At 30.2% G+C, this 20,031-nt stretch carries 21 protein-coding genes; 3 read left to right on the top strand and 18 right to left on the bottom strand.

The annotated features are described in order from the left end of the window. From Q4Q40_RS11935 to Q4Q40_RS11875, 13 genes are all read right to left on the bottom strand, one after another. Positions 1–1,542 carry a sensor histidine kinase gene (locus Q4Q40_RS11935; protein ID WP_303302047.1) on the bottom strand — a complete coding sequence of 514 codons (1,542 nt, stop codon included), beginning with the start codon at positions 1,540–1,542 and terminating at the stop codon, positions 1–3. Positions 1,543–1,657: 115 nt separating this feature from the next. Further along, a complete protein-coding gene (gene coaE / locus Q4Q40_RS11930) occupies positions 1,658–2,242 on the bottom strand; it encodes a dephospho-CoA kinase (protein ID WP_303302046.1) in 585 nt (194 codons plus the stop codon). After that, a complete protein-coding gene (locus tag Q4Q40_RS11925; RefSeq protein WP_303302045.1) occupies positions 2,239–3,198 on the bottom strand; it encodes a YbbR-like domain-containing protein in 960 nt (319 codons plus the stop codon). The genes coaE and Q4Q40_RS11925 overlap by 4 nt, the downstream gene beginning before the upstream one ends. Further along, the gene (locus Q4Q40_RS11920) at positions 3,195–4,202 is read right to left on the bottom strand and encodes a glycosyltransferase family 2 protein (protein ID WP_303302044.1); all 1,008 of its coding nucleotides are present in this window, start codon (positions 4,200–4,202) and stop codon (positions 3,195–3,197) included. Before Q4Q40_RS11920 ends, Q4Q40_RS11925 begins: the two co-directional genes overlap by 4 nt. A gap of 17 nt (positions 4,203–4,219) precedes the next feature. Beyond that, positions 4,220–4,603 (bottom strand): hypothetical protein, encoded by a 384-nt coding sequence (locus Q4Q40_RS11915; protein WP_303302042.1) that lies wholly within the window; start codon positions 4,601–4,603, stop codon positions 4,220–4,222. Positions 4,604–4,693: 90 nt separating this feature from the next. Then, complete coding sequence (locus tag Q4Q40_RS11910) at positions 4,694–5,512, bottom strand: enoyl-ACP reductase FabI (protein ID WP_303302041.1); 819 nt, start codon at positions 5,510–5,512, stop codon at positions 4,694–4,696. A gap of 59 nt (positions 5,513–5,571) precedes the next feature. Then, positions 5,572–7,224, bottom strand: a complete 1,653-nt coding sequence (recN, locus tag Q4Q40_RS11905; RefSeq protein WP_303302040.1) for a DNA repair protein RecN — start codon at positions 7,222–7,224, stop codon at positions 5,572–5,574. A 65-nt stretch (positions 7,225–7,289) separates the two neighbouring features. Beyond that, entirely contained in the window at positions 7,290–8,177 is an 888-nt protein-coding gene (gene porD, locus Q4Q40_RS11900) for a type IX secretion system protein PorD (RefSeq protein ID WP_303302039.1), read from the bottom strand. Next, positions 8,170–9,378 carry a bifunctional phosphopantothenoylcysteine decarboxylase/phosphopantothenate--cysteine ligase CoaBC gene (coaBC, locus tag Q4Q40_RS11895; RefSeq protein WP_303302038.1) on the bottom strand — a complete coding sequence of 403 codons (1,209 nt, stop codon included), beginning with the start codon at positions 9,376–9,378 and terminating at the stop codon, positions 8,170–8,172. The genes porD and coaBC overlap by 8 nt, the downstream gene beginning before the upstream one ends. A 12-nt stretch (positions 9,379–9,390) precedes the next feature. After that, the gene (locus Q4Q40_RS11890) at positions 9,391–9,717 is read right to left on the bottom strand and encodes a DNA-directed RNA polymerase subunit omega (RefSeq protein ID WP_303302037.1); all 327 of its coding nucleotides are present in this window, start codon (positions 9,715–9,717) and stop codon (positions 9,391–9,393) included. Positions 9,718–9,729: 12 nt separating this feature from the next. Further along, positions 9,730–10,560 (bottom strand): outer membrane protein assembly factor BamD, encoded by an 831-nt coding sequence (locus Q4Q40_RS11885; RefSeq protein WP_303302036.1) that lies wholly within the window; start codon positions 10,558–10,560, stop codon positions 9,730–9,732. A 212-nt stretch (positions 10,561–10,772) separates the two neighbouring features. Then, positions 10,773–11,651: a 4-hydroxy-tetrahydrodipicolinate synthase gene (gene dapA / locus Q4Q40_RS11880; RefSeq protein ID WP_303302035.1), complete on the bottom strand. Its 879-nt coding sequence runs from the start codon at positions 11,649–11,651 to the stop codon at positions 10,773–10,775. After that, entirely contained in the window at positions 11,641–12,171 is a 531-nt protein-coding gene (locus Q4Q40_RS11875; protein ID WP_345027207.1) for a DUF6913 domain-containing protein, read from the bottom strand. The genes dapA and Q4Q40_RS11875 overlap by 11 nt, the downstream gene beginning before the upstream one ends. Positions 12,172–12,228: 57 nt before the next feature. Here Q4Q40_RS11875 and Q4Q40_RS11870 point away from each other — a divergent pair, with 57 nt between their 5' ends. After that, positions 12,229–12,987 (top strand): 5'-nucleotidase C-terminal domain-containing protein, encoded by a 759-nt coding sequence (locus Q4Q40_RS11870; protein ID WP_303302032.1) that lies wholly within the window; start codon positions 12,229–12,231, stop codon positions 12,985–12,987. 7 nt (positions 12,988–12,994) lie between these two features. Further along, a complete protein-coding gene (locus Q4Q40_RS11865) occupies positions 12,995–13,912 on the top strand; it encodes a bifunctional metallophosphatase/5'-nucleotidase (RefSeq protein ID WP_303302031.1) in 918 nt (305 codons plus the stop codon). Here Q4Q40_RS11865 and Q4Q40_RS11860 read toward each other — a convergent pair. Then, entirely contained in the window at positions 13,909–14,658 is a 750-nt protein-coding gene (locus tag Q4Q40_RS11860) for a hypothetical protein (protein ID WP_303302030.1), read from the bottom strand. The two genes, Q4Q40_RS11865 and Q4Q40_RS11860, sit on opposite strands and share 4 nt — an antisense overlap. Positions 14,659–14,839: 181 nt before the next feature. Between Q4Q40_RS11860 and Q4Q40_RS11855 the strand changes: the two genes are divergently transcribed. Next, complete coding sequence (locus Q4Q40_RS11855) at positions 14,840–15,223, top strand: DoxX family membrane protein (protein WP_303302029.1); 384 nt, start codon at positions 14,840–14,842, stop codon at positions 15,221–15,223. A gap of 97 nt (positions 15,224–15,320) precedes the next feature. Here Q4Q40_RS11855 and Q4Q40_RS11850 read toward each other — a convergent pair whose 3' ends face one another. From Q4Q40_RS11850 to Q4Q40_RS11835, 4 genes are all read right to left on the bottom strand, one after another. Continuing rightward, entirely contained in the window at positions 15,321–16,061 is a 741-nt protein-coding gene (locus tag Q4Q40_RS11850; protein WP_303302028.1) for a hypothetical protein, read from the bottom strand. A gap of 99 nt (positions 16,062–16,160) precedes the next feature. Then, positions 16,161–18,164: an NAD-dependent DNA ligase LigA gene (ligA, locus tag Q4Q40_RS11845; protein ID WP_303302027.1), complete on the bottom strand. Its 2,004-nt coding sequence runs from the start codon at positions 18,162–18,164 to the stop codon at positions 16,161–16,163. Between the two features lie 512 nt (positions 18,165–18,676). Then, the gene (gene prmC, locus Q4Q40_RS11840; protein ID WP_303302026.1) at positions 18,677–19,528 is read right to left on the bottom strand and encodes a peptide chain release factor N(5)-glutamine methyltransferase; all 852 of its coding nucleotides are present in this window, start codon (positions 19,526–19,528) and stop codon (positions 18,677–18,679) included. Continuing rightward, positions 19,525–20,016 (bottom strand): GNAT family N-acetyltransferase, encoded by a 492-nt coding sequence (locus Q4Q40_RS11835; protein ID WP_303302025.1) that lies wholly within the window; start codon positions 20,014–20,016, stop codon positions 19,525–19,527. Before Q4Q40_RS11835 ends, prmC begins: the two co-directional genes overlap by 4 nt. Positions 20,017–20,031 lie beyond the last annotated feature (15 nt).

Here is a 20,031-nt window from a genome sequence, read left to right as displayed (position 1 = left end):
TTATGATATTAGTGGAAGCTTTATAGTGAATGTGCTTCCTTTTTCTTTTTCACTTTCTACAGATACATAACCTTGGTGGTCTTCTACAATACGTTTAACATAAGACAAGCCTAAACCGTGACCTTTAACGTTATGAATATTTCCTGTGTGTTCTCTATAAAACTTTTCAAATACTCTTTTAGTAGCAGCTTTACTCATACCACTACCATAATCCTTTATTTTTAGTAATATATTCGTACCTATATTTTCGGTATACACTTCTATTTTTAGCGCGTCTGGAGAATATTTTATAGCATTATCCAGAACATTAACAATAACATTGGTAAAATGAGTTTCATTAGCTAATATCGAAGTTTTATCTGCTTCAAAAAAGGTCTTAATATACCCTTGTCTGTCTTCTACTAAAAGTTCTACATGTGTAATAGCATCATCAACTAACTCATGTAAATCTACCCTATCTTTACTAATATTAAGTTCATTTTTTTCTAATTTTGATATTCTTAATACATTTTCAACCTGAGCATGCATACGCTTGTTCTCTTCTTTTATCATAGTAAGATATCGTAACACTCTATCTTTATCATCTATAACCTTTGGATTTTTAATGGCATCTAAAGCCAAATTAATAGTTGCAATTGGTGTTTTAAACTCATGCGTCATATTATTAATGAAATCCGTTTTTATTTCTGATATCTTTCTCTGTTTTAAAAGTTGATACAAAGCACTGTAATAGGCTATTATTATAATAGATGTAAAAACTATTGATAATGATATCATGCCTATTATTGATGATAAAATATACTCTCTATCATCGGGAAAATTAACCAAAAGCTTATAAAGGCTTTGATTGTTTTCATCATAAAAAATAGGCACTTTATAAGTAGACTTTACATCGTCTTCAAAACCATCGCTATGTACTTTTGTCGCTAAATCATTATCATAAATTGCAAATTCAAAGTCTATATCAATAGATTCTTTTCTAAGCTTCTCAAACAACATATCTTGAATTTCTTCTACTGAAACCCTTTTATGTATTGGCTTTCTTTTTGAAATTTCTTTAAAATTCTTTTCAAAACTCAATCGTTGCGCATCATCCATGCTCCCACTTCTTATAATTTTAGAAATAGGGCTTTGCAAAATATCTTTTTCAGATAGATCAAAATTACTATAGATCTCTGTACTTGAATGACCTATTATATTCTTAATTCCAACACTATCAATATCTAAACCAATGTCAAGGAGCGACGAAGATAATTTATAATCTTCTTCAAAAATATTGGCACTATAAACATACGTTTCTTTTGTGTTATTATTTTTCTGATAAATTAACAACTGAGAAACAGTTTCTTCATCTGCCTTCTTCTCTTTATCTAAGCTTAAATATTTCGAAAAATATTTTTCTGATTCATTACTCTCTATAGTATTAGAAACATAACTAAGTGCTCCTTTAATAGTAAAATCGAATCTTTCTTTTTCATTTTTTACAGAATTACTAATATAGTAAGCTTGAATAGATATAATACCAATAAGTGATAAACTCATTAGTATTATTAATAGGATAAATATTTTTTTACTCACCATCCAAAATTAACATTTTAACATTTATGACACTTCCCTTTTAACCTTACATTAACAAAAATGTTAAAATCGCTTCTTTTTAAACACTTTCAAGAATGTTTTCATGAATATTAACAATCTGTTTTTGAGTTAATTCAAGAGCTGTATTTTCAATAACATAGTGCGAATGTTTTATTTTTTCTTCATCACTCCATTGGTTTTTCATGATGGCTTGAATTTTCTCCTTGGTGGTGTTATCCCGCATTAACAGGCGTTTTATCCGTAAATCTTTTGGAGCTGTAACAGTAATAATATAATCGTAAGACTTATGTCCACCATTTTCAAATAAAATAGCTACTTCTTTTATTAGGTAAGGCGCGTCTTGTTTTAACACCCAATTTTTAAAATGTTTAGCTACTCTAGGATGAATAATATCATTCATCTTCTGCAAATAGTTTTTATCATTAAAAATAATATCTGCAATAAAAGGCTTGTTTAAGGTATCATTAATATAAGCTTTATCTCCAAATAACTGAATAAGTTTTCTTTTAATAATTTTAGACTTATTCATGAGATTTTTAGCCTCAACATCTGCTATATAAACAGGAACCCCTAACTTCTTAAACTGTTTTGCAACTGTTGTTTTTCCGCTTCCTATGCCACCTGTAAGTCCTACAATAATCATTTTGTAATTATAAATTCTATACGCTGCTGATTAATTTTTACGTTTTTAGCTCTATTTGGAAATTTAACCAATTCTGGCACTAAAAGAGATTGGTTTCCTTTAGTTTTAGTATAATCGCAAACAACTTTAAAATCTTTATTTGTAACCGAATTAAAATGCCCCAAACTAATATAATAAGAGACATTTACTTCTTTTGGGAAGTACTTTATCTTTATGCCTTTTGGAACATTAATAATGTTTACTGGTATTTTTAGTGTGCCTTCTGTAAACTTTTCTACATGAGCCTTTATAATAACACTATTATCAGAAAATTTTAAATCAGATCTATTTTCGGGTAGTTTTAGCTTAGTAGCTTCTGCTAAATTTGATTTTACATTATCAAAAATAACGTCTTCTGTTTCCAAATAGTTAATTTTAGACACCACTATATTTGGCCCTATAACAACTATCGAATCTGGTTCTGAAATTAATTTATCTGATACATTATAACCTGGTTCAAAATTAACAGCGGCATTTAACTTAACTGGTATTTTTTTTACCAAGTTAACATCATACCTAAAAGTTAATCTTTTTGGCGAAATATTAAGTAATTCTACTTGCTCATCAAACTGGGTATTATTTAAATATGCTTTAGATTTATTCCATAAAAAAACGGTTTCCTCTTTATCCACATCTTTACTAAAATCTATCGTAATCTTTGGCTTAGAGATATAATACTTAAGCCATTTAAATCCATGTGTTTTTAAAGTAATATTTAGCATTACAGAATCATTTAGAATCACATGCTCTTCAGATAAATTTATCTTTTCAATATCAAAAGCCATCGTATTGGTATACTCTTTGGATAGCTTAGAAAATATTAAAATAATAAACGAAAACAATAAAAATAAAATAAACACATTTATTCTTTTGTTTTTTATTAAAATTAATATTTCGGTTTTTAACTTTTTTATCATTTCGATTTAAAAAATAATTCGGGGAAATACGTTTCTGGTTTTTTATTAAGTATTGAAACAGCAAACGTCGACTTTAAAAATCCGTAACCATATCCAAAAAACTGAATAACTATGGCTACCAAGGAAAACACAGAAACACTTAAGCTTTTAGTATGTATTAAAGCTAACATGAATGCAACTACAAAATACAACATATACCCTATCAAACCCCAGTTAAAATTAAAAAAAATGAGCAATAATGACATTATAAACCCTAAACAGAAAACGGTAGGAAACCAATAGGTGATTTTTTTTGTAGATGGATGCCACTTATTTAGAATAGGCCGTACCAATCCAAACTTATGTACTTGTTTATAAAATTTACTCCATGAAATACGACGTTTATGATATACAAAAGCTTCGGGGATTAACTTGGTTTTATAGCCTAAATTCCAAAGTCTGATAGATAAATCGGGGTCTTCTCCTGGGTGAATCCTTCCAAAACCTTTTGAAGCTATAAAGGCTTCCTTTGAAAGTCCCATATTAAAACTTCGCGGTTGAAACGTATCAACACTATTTTTATTTCCTCGTATGCCTCCAGTTGTAATAAATGATGTCATTGAAAAATTAATAGCCTTTTGGAGGTTTGTAAACGAGTCGTGTGCTGCATCTGGGCCACCAAAACAATCTACATAGTTCTTTTCCAGGCTTTCTTCAACTTTTGTTAAATAGTTTTCTGGCAAAATACAATCGGAATCTAAAATGATGAAATAATTACCTTTGGCATGTTGCATACCAAAATTTCTTGAATCACCTGGTCCTGAGTTTTCTTTAAAAAAATAAGATATATCAAGGGTTTCTTTATATGTTTCAACAACCTCTTTAGACGTTATCGTTGAGCCATCTTCTACTATAACAATCTCAAAAGGCGTCTGTCCTTGTAAAACAGAAAAACTCTCTAAAAGTTCTTGTATTTCGTCTGGACGGTTATAAACTGGAATAATAAAAGAAAACTGCAATTGCATTTAAAATGTTATTAAAATTAAATATTAGAGTTGTTCATTTTATCTGAGAAGATTTCTTGGATTTCTGGATCTATTGCAGACCACTTTAACCTATCCTTTTTTGTCCATATTTCAGTTTTATTAAACACACTTCCTGTTGGCCAAATCAACCCAGATTCTATTGCCTTAATATATAATTGATGACTTTCATTCACATTCAATTTTGAGAATGCTTGATATTTCCATTTTACAATTTTGTAACTCCACCAAATCCAACCTATAAAAATAGAGATTATAAAAGCTATTGTTATTGGAATATTCTCCGCGACAGCTCTAAATATGAGAACGCAAAGAATTACAATGCAAATCAAAGGTATGTATACACTAATTAACCCTTTTTTAATAATTGAATTTAAACTCATAGCACAAAATTCATCAATTATACAAATGTAATTAAACCTAACAAAAAAGCCACCGTTTTAAGGGTGGCTCATTTTCAATATTAAAATATTTTAATCTTCTTTCATAAAAACATCCATGACAGCATTAGTAACTCCCATGTTACTAAATCCGCCATCGTGGAATAGATTTTGAAGCGTTACCCGTTTTGTTAAATCACTGAATAAAGACACAGTATAATTAGCACAATCTAATGCTGTTGCATTACCTAATGGTGACATTTTATCGGCATAAGTTATAAATCCATCAAAACCTTTAACACCATTTCCTGCGGTGGTTGGTGTAGGTGATTGAGAAATTGTGTTTACACGTACATTTTTATCACGTCCGAAGAAATACCCAAAGCTACGTGCAATACTTTCTAAATATGCCTTATTATCAGCCATATCATTATAATCTGGAAAAACACGTTGTGCAGCCATATATGTTAAAGCCACAATACTTCCCCATTCATTCATGGCATCTGCTTTATAAAGCGTTTGCATAACTTTATGGAAAGACATGGCAGAAACATCGGTTCCTTTTTGTGTCCATGTATAATTTTGGTCTGTATAGTGCTTCCCTTTTCTAACATTAATAGACATGCCTATTGAATGTAGTACAAAATCTATTTTACCACCTAAAATCTCCATTGATTTTTCAACCAAATCTTTTAAATCTTCTTCAGAAGTTGCATCAGCAGGAATAATTTGAGAGCCTGTTTTTTCTGCTAACTTATTTATTTCTCCCATACGCATGGCAACCGGTGCATTTGTAAGTACAAATGTTCCTCCTTCTTCATGTACACGTTCAGCCGTTTTCCAAGCAATTGAATTAGAATCCAATGCTCCGAAAATGATCCCTCTTTTACCTTTTAATAAATTATATGACATTCCTTTTTAATTTATGTATTTAGTTGTTAGACTTTTTAATAAGCGCACAAAGATACTAATTAATTCAACAATTCTTTAGCATGCGCAATAGCAGATGAAGACATTTCTAAACCACCTAACATTTGAGCGATCTCTACAACCCGCTCATCATGGTTTAATTTTATAAGATTAGTTTGTGTTGTGTTATTTATATCTTCTTTATAAACTTTAAAATGCGAATGCCCTTTTGCTGCAATTTGCGGTAAATGTGTAATAGAAAATACTTGCATTGTTTTACTCATCTCCAGCATAATATCTCCCATTTTATTTGATATTTCTCCAGAAACTCCAGTATCTATTTCATCAAACATAATCGTAGGCAGTTTTATATATTTTGATAAAACTGATTTTATTGCCAGCATAATTCTTGACAACTCACCACCTGAAGCTGCTTTTTTAAGCTCGTTAAAATTCCCACCTTTATTTGCCGAAAACAAAAATAATAATGCATCCTTTCCGTTAGCAAAAAAAGTATCGCTATAAGTCGTTTCTATTTTAAATTGGGCATTTGGCATTCCCAAACTAACTAAAAGACTTTCTAATTGCTTTTTTAACTTTGGAATTGCTTCGATACGCCTTTTATGGATTGTTTCAGAAATAGTATTTAGCTCTGTTGTTTTAGAGTCAATCTCTAATTGTTTTTTCTGAATGGTACTATCTAAGTTTTCTGTGACTGAAACTTTTTCTTCGAGCTCGTTTTTTATCTTAATCAATTCAGAAACATTACCAGCTACGTGTTTTTGAAGTAAATTATGAATCATTTTTAATTTTGAATCAACCGTTTCTAACCTGCCAGGGTCTACTTCTAAATTGTCTTTTAAAGTATTAACCTCATTAAACACATCATCCATTTCTATTAAACTACTATTAATTCTCCCAAATAAATTTTCATATTTAGATGAAAGCTCAGATAGTTTTTGAAATGCATTTTTTAATGTTGTTAATGTATACAAAGCCCCTACTTCTTCATCACTTAATAATTGGTAAGATTCATCTAATTTTTCTTTTATCCCTTCAATGTTATTGAGCGTTTCGTATTCTTCTTCTAAGGTTTCTAATTCGCCATCAACCAAATTAGCCTCTACTAATTCATTTAATAAAAACGAATTATAATCATGTTCTTTAATCGCCTCAGCTTGAAAAGCTAAAAGTTCTTTTAGCTCTTTCTGAAGGGCTTTATATGTTTTTAATTTTTCTTTATAATTCTGTAAAACCTTATCATTGTTAGCAAGCGCATCAATTACTTGAAACTGGAACTCATTACTTGTAAGTTCTAAAGTTTGGTGTTGCGAATGGATATCAATTAAACAGGCACCTAATAATTGCAAGCTGCTTAAATTAACAGGAGAATCGTTTACAAATGCTCTAGATTTCCCTGAAGGTAATATCTCTCTACGAATAATGGTCTGCGATTCGTAATCGAAATCTTCAGCTTTGAAAAGGGATTTCAAATTATAACTGGAAATATCAAAAACAGCCTCAATAACACATTTTTGGGTGGTATCTTTTAAACTATTTAAATCGGCGCGTTTTCCTAGAATTAACGATAATCCTCCAAGAAGTATAGACTTTCCTGCTCCAGTTTCTCCAGTTATTATAGATAACCCATCATTAAAATCAACATGAAGCGTATCTATTAAAGCGTAATTTTTTATTGAGAGTGCGGTTAACAATGCTATTTTTGGTATTTAATTTTTCTAAATAAATATAATAAAAAGCCTTTTAAATATGAAGTCACTTAAAACTTAATCTTTTGCCATTTACTATTATGCATCGGAGCTACTTTTTGAAGTGTTTCCTTAACACTGGCCACATTTACATTAGGCCCCCCGCTAAAGATTTGTTCTATTTCATCAGCCTTAGCATCAAAAAAGGTACGCAGTAAAAACGAGTTAGGTCTGCGGCTATTCATAGTTTTGAATAACATAAGAGATGCTCCTACTTTTTCTTTTCCTGTTTTTACATTCTCACTCATCATGTCTAAGCCTTCTCTGTGGTAAACATATAAAACATCTCTATATTCTTTAAAGGTTTGAGACAGAACATTATCTATAAGTGCAAATCTGCTTTGTAAGCCATCTTCTAATTTCCATCCTTTAAAATTACCTTGTTGCGAATAATTTGCAATCGTTTGTGCTTGTTTATAATAATCATCTCCTCCTTTTTTAGAAAAGGAATCGGCATCTAATGCTAAAACCATATAAACATGGAATGATAATACTGATACTAAATTAGATTCAAATTGCGTGGGATTGAAAATTAGGTTCTGAAATTCTAAATATCTAAAACTAAAATCTTTATCATTTAAATTATAGATTGGCGTACTAAATGACGAACCAAAAATAGGACGTGAAGACTGCACTTGAATAGACGCTTGAAACGCTTCTCCACTATAACTTGTAACATTTATAATCATGTTACAATCTATACGCTCTTGTGTTTTAAATGTTTTATCAGTCCATTTTGTATTATTAACAAACTCATTTAGCTGCTTTTCTAAAGTTTTAAAAATGGGGAAATTTTCGTTTCCTGTTTGTTGTGCATTCACAACAATTTTACAATTTAGTTCTTGCGAAAAACCTTTAGCTCCCAAACAAAATATTAAAATAATCAGAATATTACGCATCTATTTTTTCTATAATTTTATTTAATATGTCTTTAGCTACTTCTGTTTTAGACTTTAACTTAAATTCGGTAATTGTTTCTTTATCATCAATAAAAGTAACTTTATTGGTATCATTTTTAAAACCAGCACCTTTATCATTTAACGAATTTAAAACAATTAAATTTAAATTCTTTCTTTTTAATTTTCCTTTTGCATTTTCAATTTCATCATTAGTTTCTAATGCAAATCCAACCAAATATTGATTTTTCTTTATCTCGCCCAAAGAGGCTAAAATATCTTTTGTTTTCTCTAACTCTAAAGTTAACGTTGGTTCCTTCTTTTTTATTTTTTGAGAAGCGACTTCTTTTGGTTTAAAATCGGCTACTGCTGCCGAAAGAACCGCCACATCTACGTTTTTAAAATATGTATGTACAGAATCATACATCTCTTGTGCGCTAGTAACTGGAAAGACCTGTATTAAAGCATGCGATACTTTTTGATGTGTAGGACCAGTAACTAAAATAACCTCTGCTCCAAGATTTGCTGCTGCTTTAGCTATTTCAAATCCCATCTTACCACTCGAATGATTTCCTATAAAACGAACTGGATCTATAGCCTCATGGGTAGGTCCCGCAGTTATAAGTACTTTTTTCCCTTTTAAAGGTAATGTGTCTAAAATATCATTTTCAATAAAAGCAACAATATCTTCAGGCTCCGCCATTCTACCTTCTCCAACCAAACCACTTGCTAATTCACCACTTGTAGCAGGTATCATAATATTTCCAAAATCTTTTAAGGCATTGAAAGAATTAAGAGTACTTGGATGTTTATACATATCTAAATCCATAGCTGGCGCAAAATACACGACACATTTTGCCGACAGATAGGTAGCTAACAGCAAGTTATCACTTGTACCATTTACCATTTTAGAAAGTGTATTAGCTGTTGCTGGAGCAATTACAAAAACATCTGCCCATAAACCTAAATCTACATGACTATTCCATACGGCGTTATCATCATCATTTGTGAAAGATGAATGTACTGGGTGTTTTGAAAGTGTTGATAAGGTTAAAGGTGTTATAAACTCTTTAGAAGAAGGCGTCATAACTACTTTTACGTTAGCGCCTGCTTTTATAAATAACCTTACTAGTGAAGCAGTTTTATAAGCGGCAATACCAGCACTGATGCCTAATAGTATATTTTTGCCGCTTAATATTGACATTTTTAAAAATTATTACTGAGAATCCTCCTCAGTATTTCTAAAATAAATTTTATCCGTTAACCATTCTTGAACGGCCAATGCATGAGGTTTTGGTAATTTTTCGTAAAATTTAGAAACCTCTATTTGTTCTTTATTTTCAAAGATCTCTTCAAGACTATCATTATAAGTTGCAAATTCTTCTAACTTATCAATAAGCTCTTTTTTAATCTCTGTATTAATCTGCTCTGCACGTCTTGCGATTATAGAAATTGACTCGTAGATATTCTCTGTTGGCTCGTCAATTTGATTTCTGTCGTACGTTACTGTATTAACTGGAGCATTGGTTTTCTTTAAATCCATTGTCATTGTTATTTAACTTTTAGTGCTGTATTTTTTTAATTCTTCCTCTAGGTCTTCAGATATTACATTAGCCGCTTCTATATACTCAGGGTTAACATAAATCTTTTTAAATGACGCATAATATTCTTTTGCCGTTTCTAAACGTTCCTTTTTTAAATGTACTATGGTTCCTTCGATTGTCTTTTTATACTCTCTACTATTCATAGCCAATTTATAGGCAGAATCTAATCTGTAAAACATAGCATCTTCACGTAATGTAGATCCTGGAAAATCGAAAACAAAATTATCGAATGATTTTATAGATGCTGGAAAATCTGATATATGATTGTATTGTTTAGCAATACTATATGCTTTCATTTCTAGTTTAAAATCTAATTCTTTAACTAATTTATTTGCTTCAGGAAGGTATTCAGACTCTGGGAATAAATTTATAAATTCTTGAAGTTTCTCAATAGCTTCTTTTGTTTCCGTTTGGTCTTTACTATAAATAGGAGACAACATATAATAACTTTTTGCACTTAAAAAAGAGGCTTCTTCTAACTTCTCACTTTCTGGGTAGCTAGATACAAAACGCTCAAACTGATACCCTGCAACATAGTAATCTTTCATTTTATAAAATGAATTAGAATACAAATACATTAGTTTTTGAGCTTGCGGCTTTCCTCTATATTTTGGTACAATTTGAGCAAAAAGTCTATTAGCTTTTGAAAATTTACCTTCTTTATAAAGGGCCTCACCTATTTTAAATTTGTCAGCAATATTTTCAGACTTCAATGTCTTTTGATATTCGCTACAACCGCTAAAAATAGCAACTAGTATTAATGTGTAAAAAAGCTTCTTCATCTGTTGTTTTTCACTGTTTTAAAAAAGTCTAATGTAATTCACATTATTGAATATCTCGAGCTATACCGAAACTTTAAATTTATGCTTATTTCATAGGTTTTTAAACAGAATGCAAAATTAAGTTATTAATATGGATTTAAAAAATATTATTTTAAAGCTAAAATAGCTGCTAAAAATCAGCTATCATAAGGTTTAAGTATTATTTAACAGTCCTAAAACTTATTTACAAAAGCTCCGATTTTTTCTTTTAACTGATTAGATGCTGGAACCAGTGGTAATCTCACATTATTTTGGCATAAATTTAGCGCTTCGAAAACAGCTTTAATTCCTGCTGGATTATTCTCCTCAAAGATATAGCTAACAATATCCATCAATTTAAAATGAAGCTTGTATGCTTCTTTTGCTTCAGATTTTAAACCTAGTCGGATCATTTCAGAAAATTCCTTAGGAAACGCTTGCCCTATAACAGAAATCACTCCCGCTCCACCTGCCAAAACAACAGTTAAAGCCAAATCATCATCACCCGAAATAATTAAAAAATCTTCTGGTTTACTCTTTAATAACTCTAAATATTGAGCTACATTGTTCCCAGCTTCTTTAACAGCTATAATATTATCAAAATCGTTAGCCAATCTTACTGTCGTTTCTGCTTCCATATTCTTTGAAGTTCTCCCTGGAACATTATACAATATAATGTCTATTGGTGATGCTTCAGAAATAGCTTTGAAGTGCTGATAAATACCTTCCTGAGTTGGTTTACTGTAATATGGAGACACAGACAAAATAGCATCTATACCACTTAAATCTGTTGTTTTTATTTCTTCAATAACCTGAGCAGTATCACTTCCTCCAATTCCTAAAACCATAGGTAAACGACCTCTGTTGGCCTCAGAAATAGTTTTTACAACTTCCTTTTTCTCTTGTTTGGTAAGTGTTACACTTTCTCCTGTTGTACCACAAATCACAAGATAATCTGTGCCATTATCAATATTGAAATTAACAATATTTGCTAAGGCACTATGGTCTACACTCAAATCTGATTTAAAAGGTGTGACCAAAGCAACTCCAGTTCCTAAAAACTTACTGTTCATTCTTAATTTTATTTAATATGGTTAGGTATTTAATCATCTCTTCTTTAAATACGTTAAATTCTTTTATTTTCGTTTTAATAATTAAATCGTTTATACGCTCATCACTTTGTATAATGCCAATTTTAAATTGTGATTTAGAATGTGCAGTAATCAACTTTAACTCTAAAATATCTTTTGTATAGTAATTGATCAAGGCATCAAATTTGATGTCTAGAAATTCCTGTAACTCTATATTTTTCACGACACCTTTCCACCCAATATCTTTAGGGTTATAACAAATATCCCATACCGTTGGGGTATCTTTATCATCTTCAGAAAAAGCTATAATCTTTAATTTATTAACGTGAATTCCTAAAGAAGTCGCTAAGCCTCTAAACAACTCATAGTCATCTATTTCATCAATATTCAAGATAACACCTAAGCTCTCAATCTTCTTATCAGTAACATTTACTTGTCTTTCTGATAACAATTTGTTCAAGTGCTTTTTATTAGATTTTTCTTTAAAACCCTTTAAAATCATTTATCTTTATATTTTCCGCAAAGATAACAAAAGTACGTTCAAAATATTCTTTTAGATATGAGGTTAACACATTTAATTTTTTTGTTATATTTTTTTAGTTTTTTAAATTGTAAGCAGCTTAAATTAGAGCCAACAAAAATAGAAGGCAAGCTAATTCAAATTACAGACACACTGCTTGTTGACCCTGAAATTGAATCTTATATAAAACCCTTTAGAAATCATATTCAAAAAGATTTAGATAGTGTTTTAGCTTATTCTGTTAACACCTACTCCAAGTCTGATGGCTTATTTAATACGGCTATTGGAAATTTTATGGCAGATGCTGTTTACAGCGAAGCCAATCCTGTTTTTAAAAGTAGAACTGGTAAAAACATTGATATGGTATTACTTAATCACGGAGGTATTCGGTCTATTTTACCTAAAGGGCATGTTACAAAAAGAACAGCTTACGAAATAATGCCCTTTGAAAATAGTATTGTAGTAGTAGCTCTAAAAAGCAATCAAATTGATAGTTTAGTGAATTATTTATGTCGAAAAAAGAAAGCACACCCTATATCCAAACTTAAATTAACAATAAACGAAAATGGTAAAATAATTGAAACTAAAATAAAAGGAGAAGCTATTAAATCTGATAAGATATATTATGTAGCCACTAACGATTATTTATATAATGGTGGTGATAACATGACTTTTTTTCAAACGAATGACAGCCTTTATGTTTTAAATTACAAAATTAGAAATGCTCTAATCGATAATTTCAAAAAAATTGACACCATTAACCCAGTAATTGATGACAGATTCGTTCAAATAAAATAAAGAGCAAATGAAACGTAGAGATTTTATACAACAAGCATCTGCAGGAACAGCATTAGTAACATTGGGTAGTTTAGGGTTACAATCTTTTACAACCGCTGCTACAACTAAAAAAATAACGATTCTACATACTAACGATGTGCATAGTCATATTGATGCTTTTGGCCCCGAAGATGGTAGAAATGCAAACAAAGGAGGCGTTGCCAGAAGAGCTAGTTTAATTGAATCTATTAGAAACGAAAATCCAAATACACTTTTACTAGATGCTGGAGATATTTTTCAAGGCACCCCTTATTTTAATTATTATGGTGGCGAATTGGAATTTAAATTAATGAGCAAACTAAAGTATGATGCAGCCACTTTAGGAAATCATGATTTTGATAATGGTATTGATGGTTTATATGAGCAATTAGAGCATGCTAAATTCCAATTTGTGTCTGCTAATTACGATTTCTCTAATACCATAATGAATACTCACACAAAACCTTATAAAATATTTAAAAAGGATGGACTCAAAATAGGTGTTTTTGGAATTGGAATCGAATTAAACGGCTTAGTTGACCCAACCATGTTTAAAGAAACCAAATACATAGATCCCATTGAGGTTTCTCAAGATATGTCCAGAATACTAAAAAAAGAAGCCCAATGTGATTTAATAATTTGCTTATCACATTTAGGATACAATTACAGAAACGAGCCAAACAAAATAAGTGATTTAAAATTAGCTGCGGCTACAAAAGATATTGATTTAATTATTGGAGGACATACACATACTTTTTTATCCAAACCTACGGTCGTTAAAAACGTTGAAGGAATAAATATGCTTGTAAACCAAGTTGGCTGTTACGGTATAAATCTTGGAAAGATTGATTTTTACTTTGATTCAGCCAAAAACAAGTCTGCAAATGGAACTTCAATAATAGTTTAAACGAAAAGATTATCTGAAGAAAATTTTTTCTTTAACTCGTAAATATTCTGCTTATGCTCGTTATATTCAATAATATATCTAAAAACAAAATAGAGACCAATTCCATAAAGTACTCTATGAAGCATTTCAAAACTCCAATGGTATAAATAGTAAAGATTAATATAATTTAAAGTAGAAGAAAAAGCTATAAAAATTACAGCAACTAAAAACAATATAGATTGTTTTGATTGTGTATTTAGATAAACCCCAAAAGAAACAAAAGCCAATATTATTAACGCCAGACTTTTCAAACCAAATAAAAGTACCTCTTCACTATCTGGAATAATTACTTTTAATACACTATACAAAGTATATAAGAAAAACATATTAATTAAAAAGACCCCCAATAGATATACCCCTATTAATTTATCGACTTCTAACACCTTAAACTTACGTGCAGCTATAGCAATTAAATACAAATAGCTTAAGAAGTATAGAATACTAGAGATTTTAACAAAACTTTCATTTGAAAAAAAAGTTAAAGAAATGTCTCCAAGAAAAGAAAAAAATAAAAAAGATATAAAGACACCACCTAAAGACTTATACTTAACAAGGTAAAAAATTAAAAGAACGGGTATAAACAAGGCCATTGTAGACTTTAGCAATAATGAATTTCCAACAAAAGCAACTAAAAAACTTATGACTATCAAGGCTAATAAAGCGAAAAAAAACACGCTATTAAAGGTAAGGTTAAACCAATTTTTCATGATTTGGGAGGTTAGTAGGTTATTCCAAATATAAAAATATATTTTTATTTCAACGTCAAAAACATACTTTTTATCGTTTTTTTTATTAAAAACAAGCTGTTTGTCTATAAAATTGAATTAGAGGCTAGTAAGTAACCACAAAAATTACGTCTAAATTTTTAACTTATAAATTTCGCTCAAAATGAAAAAATATGTTTCTCTAGCCTTAAGGTTAATTGTGTCTATTATTTTAATACAAACATTACGTTTTAAATTTTCTGGACATCCAGACAGCGTTTACATCTTTAGTCAAGTTGGCTTAGAACCATATGGCAGAATAGGTATTGGAATTTTAGAGCTTATTGCAGGGATATTATTACTCATACCCAAGACAGTATGGATGGGGGCAACCCTTACTTTAGGTGTTATTGGTGGAGCCATTTTTATGCACTTAACACAACTTGGAATAGAGATAAATAACGATGGAGGCATTTTATTTATTACTGCTATTGTTACGTTTATTCTTTCTGCAGTAATTCTTTATATTTACAAAGACAACATTCCTTTTATTAAAAAGGCATCATAGCATTGTTTTCAAACCTAATAAAAAAGCTTGTTCTGGTACTGAATTCCAATTAAGAGTAAATTAAGTAAACGAGACGACATTTTATAGCAAATTAGTATTATTCTACTGCCATATACTTTTTATCTTCATTTAAATCATTTAATAATTTTGATTGTTGATAGAAAAAGTAAAAAGCAGCAAGAGTAAGCGTTGTAGAAATAAAATTAAGTAAACTTCTATGAGCAATATAAAAATACGCTACTTGCATTACTTCTGAGAAAACAATACATAATGCTCCTATAAATAAATAAAAAGACTTCTTATTATCTCTGTAAAAATAATTTAATAATGCTATAGACAATAATAGAAGCATAACAATATTATACGCCATCTCAGTATAATATTCATGTGGCATATTACTTAAACTAGAATACAATATTATTTGTAAAACGTATACCAAGTACACATTCAAAATGGTTAAGACAATTAAGTGGATTTTAAAATTTTTAAACACATAAAATAGATTAAGTGATTTACTAATTTTTATAACCAAAAAGATATATGCTAGTATAAACATTAAATTACCTACAAAATAATCAATTCTTTTAAAATCAATCTCCTCGTTTTCTGGAAAATAAGAAACTACCACACCCAACAAGTCTGAGATTGAATAAAATAAGATAAATAAAACAAAGAAAAAACCCTTTTTTTTAACAAAAAATAAATAAATTAGCGCTATTAATGGAGTGATTAAGCAATCTAAAACATATGCTATACTATCATCGCCCTTAAATTCGAAAAAGACAAACAATACATATACTAACAAAACACAACCTACCAAGACTTTCGACTTGTACATATTAGCGACTTTTAGTTAATGAACAAATATATATAAATTTTACAACATAGACATCGTAAAAATACTTTTTATCGACAAAAATAGCGTTTAATCGATAATTTATAGAGATTTTTGTATTTTTTGCAAGAATTCACTTTCACTCATTAAAAGCACTCCAAGCTTATTCGCTTTCTCTTTTTTACTAGGTCCCATATTACTCCCCGCAACAATATAACTTGTTTTAGAAGAAATAGAACTACTTAATTTACCTCCATTGTCTTCAATGAGTTTTTTAAGCTCATTTCGCGACACATTTTCAAATACACCAGAAACCACAACTATATCTCCAGCTAACACATTCGTTTGACCAATTAGTTGTTCTGCAGACAATTCTAATTGAACCCCAAATTCCTTTAACCTATTAATAATTCGTAAATTCTCTTCAGAACTAAAAAATAGACTTACGCTTTCAGCAATCTTAACTCCTATTTCATCAACATTTACTAAATCTTCACCTGTAGCTTTCGCAATAGCATCAATACTTTTATAATGCTTAGCTAATTTCTTAGCAACTGTTTCGCCTACATACCGAATTCCTAAAGCAAATAAAACGCGTTCAAAAGGAATATTTTTAGATAACTCTACACCTTGAATTAAATTATCTGCACTTTTCTCAGCCATTCGTTCTAAAGGAATAACTTCTTCTTTTGTTAATTCGTATAAATCTGAGTAATTAGAAATCAAACCTTCATTCACTAAGAGCGCTACTGTCTCTCCTCCTAGCCCTTCAATATCCATAGCTTTTCTAGATATAAAATGTTGGATCCTACCAATAATTTGTGGTTTACAACCATTATAATTAGGGCAATAGTGCTGCGCTTCACCATCCTGTCTCACAAGTGCTGTTTTACACTCTGGACAATGGGTAATGTATTGTGTTGGTGCTGATAAATTGTTTCGTTTACTTAAATCTACGCCAAGAATTTTTGGAATAATTTCTCCCCCTTTCTCAACATAAACAGCATCTCCCTCTCGTACATCCAATTTTTCAATTTGATCTGCATTATGCAAAGAAGCACGTTTAACAGTAGTTCCTGCTAATTCCACAGGCTCTAAATTAGCAACAGGTGTAATAGCTCCAGTTCGTCCCACTTGATAGGTAATACTATTTAATTTTGTAGAAACTTGCTCCGCTTTAAACTTATAGGCCATTGCCCATCTTGGTGCTTTAGCTGTATAAGCCAATTCTTCCTGCTGTTGTAAATCGTTTACTTTAATAACAACACCATCAGTCTCGTAAGGCAGATCGTGGCGATTCACATTCCAATAATCTACAAACTCCAAAACCTCATCAATTGAATTAACAAGCTTTGCAATACTTGGCACTTTAAAGCCCCAAGCTCTAGCTTTTTCTAAACTTTCAAACTGCGTTTGAATATTTAAATTTGTACCTGTTATATTATATAGCAAACATTCTAATGGTCGTTTTGCAACCTCTGCACTATCCTGAAGCTTTAAACTTCCTGAAGCTGTATTCCTTGGATTCCTATAAGGTTCCTCTCCTATTTCAATACGCTCTTGGTTCATTTTATTGAACCCATCAAAAGGTAATACAATTTCTCCTCTTATATCAAATTTTGGTGGATAATTGCCTTTTAATTGAAGCGGCACCGATTTGATAGTTTTTATATTAGCAGTAACATTATCACCTTGAAATCCATCTCCTCTTGTAATCGCCTTAGTTAGATTCCCATCCTCATATGTTAAACTAATAGATGCACCATCATATTTTAATTCGCAAGTATATTGAATATCGCCATCTACTAATTTTTTAATTCGGGTTTCCCAATCTTGCAAATCTTCTTTTGAATAAGAATTATCTAAAGAATACATGCGATGCTCATGTTGAATAGTTTCAAAATTTTTAGTAATTGCCCCCCCTACTCGTTGTGACGGCGAATTAACATCGAAAAATTCTGGGTGTTTTGCCTCAAGCCCTTGTAGCTCTTTTAATTTTATATCGAATTCATAATCAGAAATCGTTGCATTATCAAGTACATAATAATTATAGTTATGCTCTCGTAACTCTTCTCTTAAAGCTTCAATTAATTCTTTAGTACCCATTCAAAAAAGTGAAATAATGTTTTTTTTAAAAGCCTCTAATATAACAAAATGAAAGGCAAGTAATTATTACTAGCGTTAATTTTTATTAAAGGTTTCTTAACAGAAAAAATATTACTTTATATAATGAAATTATAGAGATTAAAACACAAAATTAATGCATTAATAATTTCAAGTTAACCCAATGTATACAAGAGATCCAGAGGTTTGTCTTAGCAAACTGAAAGTCCACTTTGTGACACACCAAAATGTAAAACAATAAACATTACAAAAGTGAATTCATGCTATTTGTGTGGAAACTTTTTAAAGGTTGAAAGCGAAATACGTCAAAATACTTAGTTTTAACTGCAGTTTGGCACCAATAAAAAGATAATGATTTAGGGTAAGCCCCGAATTGAATACACCCTACAAACTTTTCAAAATTGAGTTTTCCTGCTATGAAATAAACATAGACTAATTAAAATTTCACAAACAAGTCTTAAGTCTTTAAAATATTGAACTTATAACCTAAAAGCTTATTGACTCAGAACCGCTTTAATCATTCTATCTTTTTTAAAGATATCTTGCTTTAACTTTATATTGGAAAAATTATTTTTTTGTAGTAATTGAATCATATCGTTTCCTAAATACTCATTAATTTCAAAAAATACTTGTCCATTTTTATTTAAATTTTTAATAGCAAACTTAATAATAGCTTCATAAAATTGTAATGGATTTTCATCAGCTACAAAGAGTGCCAAATGCGGTTCATTATCTAAAACATTCGGTTTCATCATATTTTTCTCTAACTCTCTAATATATGGAGGATTAGATACAATAATATCAAATTCAATAGCATGACTATCATAATTCAAAATATCTGCTTTTACAAATTCAATGTCAACCGCATTCAATTTAGCATTTTTACTGGCAATGCTTAAAGCACCCTCACTTATATCCAAGGCATAAATCTTAGCATCTGGTAAATTTTTAGCTAGCGAAATAGCAATACAACCACTTCCTGTACCAATATCTATTATTTTTAGGTTTCGATTATTAACTTGAGATTGTTCTTTAACAATCCACTCAACCAACTCTTCTGTTTCTGGTCTGGGTATTAAAACATGTTCATTAACCTTAAAAGGGAGTCCATAAAACTCCGTATTTCCTAATATATACTGTAAGGGGCGCTGTTTTTTTAATAATTCTAAAGCATTTAGAATAGTATTATAATTTTCTACTTTATAATCGGGTTCTAAAGCCAATTTTATTCTAGTCATGGCATAATAAGCCTCTATTAATATAAAAAAGAAACTATCTATTTCTTCTTTGCTATTAATACCATGTAATTCTTTATGAAATACCCCCTGAATATCTTTTAGTCTCATAAGTCCTTTATCATCCAAACACCACAAGAATAATGCCCCGTATTCCCCAATGCTTCTGTTAAATGTTTAAAACCATAACTTTCATACATATAAATAGCTACTTTAAGCTGAGGAGCAGATTCTAAATAGCATTGCTTATACCCTAATGCCTTAGCAGATTGCAAACATTTTTCAAATAGCAACTTACCATAACCTTTACCTCTTATTTTTGATGAGAAATACATTTTTTGAATTTCACATACATCTGCTTCAAAATCTTTTAAAGGTTTAATACCTCCGCCCCCTAAAATAGCTCCATTATTATCAATCACATAGTAAACATCATTACTATTTTGATAAGACTCATACATTCTTGGGGTTTCCTTATCAGAGTATGCCGTACCTTCTAATGGTATTTTAAACTCATGAAAACAATTTCTAATAACCTGTTCTATTTGAGCGTTATCTTCAGACTGAATTTCTCGAATAACTATAGTATCTTTACCCACTTTAAAAGCATATAT

The organism is Flavivirga jejuensis (assembly GCF_030540765.1).
GTDB classification, from domain to species: Bacteria; Bacteroidota; Bacteroidia; order Flavobacteriales; family Flavobacteriaceae; genus Flavivirga; species Flavivirga jejuensis.
This window is presented reverse-complemented; position numbering and strand designations above follow the sequence as displayed.

Coding starts and splice junctions, on each gene's coding strand:
- Q4Q40_RS11935 (WP_303302047.1), bottom strand. CDS start 1,542: ATGAGTTTATCACTTATTGGTATTATATCTATTCAAGCTTACTATATT.
- coaE (WP_303302046.1), bottom strand. CDS start 2,242: ATGATTATTGTAGGACTTACAGGTGGCATAGGAAGCGGAAAAACAACA.
- Q4Q40_RS11925 (WP_303302045.1), bottom strand. CDS start 3,198: ATGATAAAAAAGTTAAAAACCGAAATATTAATTTTAATAAAAAACAAA.
- Q4Q40_RS11920 (WP_303302044.1), bottom strand. CDS start 4,202: ATGCAATTGCAGTTTTCTTTTATTATTCCAGTTTATAACCGTCCAGAC.
- Q4Q40_RS11915 (WP_303302042.1), bottom strand. CDS start 4,603: ATGAGTTTAAATTCAATTATTAAAAAAGGGTTAATTAGTGTATACATA.
- Q4Q40_RS11910 (WP_303302041.1), bottom strand. CDS start 5,512: ATGTCATATAATTTATTAAAAGGTAAAAGAGGGATCATTTTCGGAGCA.
- porD (WP_303302039.1), bottom strand. CDS start 8,177: ATGCGTAATATTCTGATTATTTTAATATTTTGTTTGGGAGCTAAAGGT.
- coaBC (WP_303302038.1), bottom strand. CDS start 9,378: ATGTCAATATTAAGCGGCAAAAATATACTATTAGGCATCAGTGCTGGT.
- Q4Q40_RS11890 (WP_303302037.1), bottom strand. CDS start 9,717: ATGGATTTAAAGAAAACCAATGCTCCAGTTAATACAGTAACGTACGAC.
- Q4Q40_RS11885 (WP_303302036.1), bottom strand. CDS start 10,560: ATGAAGAAGCTTTTTTACACATTAATACTAGTTGCTATTTTTAGCGGT.
- dapA (WP_303302035.1), bottom strand. CDS start 11,651: ATGAACAGTAAGTTTTTAGGAACTGGAGTTGCTTTGGTCACACCTTTT.
- Q4Q40_RS11875 (WP_345027207.1), bottom strand. CDS start 12,171: ATGATTTTAAAGGGTTTTAAAGAAAAATCTAATAAAAAGCACTTGAAC.
- Q4Q40_RS11870 (WP_303302032.1), top strand. CDS start 12,229: ATGAGGTTAACACATTTAATTTTTTTGTTATATTTTTTTAGTTTTTTA.
- Q4Q40_RS11865 (WP_303302031.1), top strand. CDS start 12,995: ATGAAACGTAGAGATTTTATACAACAAGCATCTGCAGGAACAGCATTA.
- Q4Q40_RS11860 (WP_303302030.1), bottom strand. CDS start 14,658: ATGAAAAATTGGTTTAACCTTACCTTTAATAGCGTGTTTTTTTTCGCT.
- Q4Q40_RS11855 (WP_303302029.1), top strand. CDS start 14,840: ATGAAAAAATATGTTTCTCTAGCCTTAAGGTTAATTGTGTCTATTATT.
- Q4Q40_RS11850 (WP_303302028.1), bottom strand. CDS start 16,061: ATGTACAAGTCGAAAGTCTTGGTAGGTTGTGTTTTGTTAGTATATGTA.
- ligA (WP_303302027.1), bottom strand. CDS start 18,164: ATGGGTACTAAAGAATTAATTGAAGCTTTAAGAGAAGAGTTACGAGAG.
- prmC (WP_303302026.1), bottom strand. CDS start 19,528: ATGAGACTAAAAGATATTCAGGGGGTATTTCATAAAGAATTACATGGT.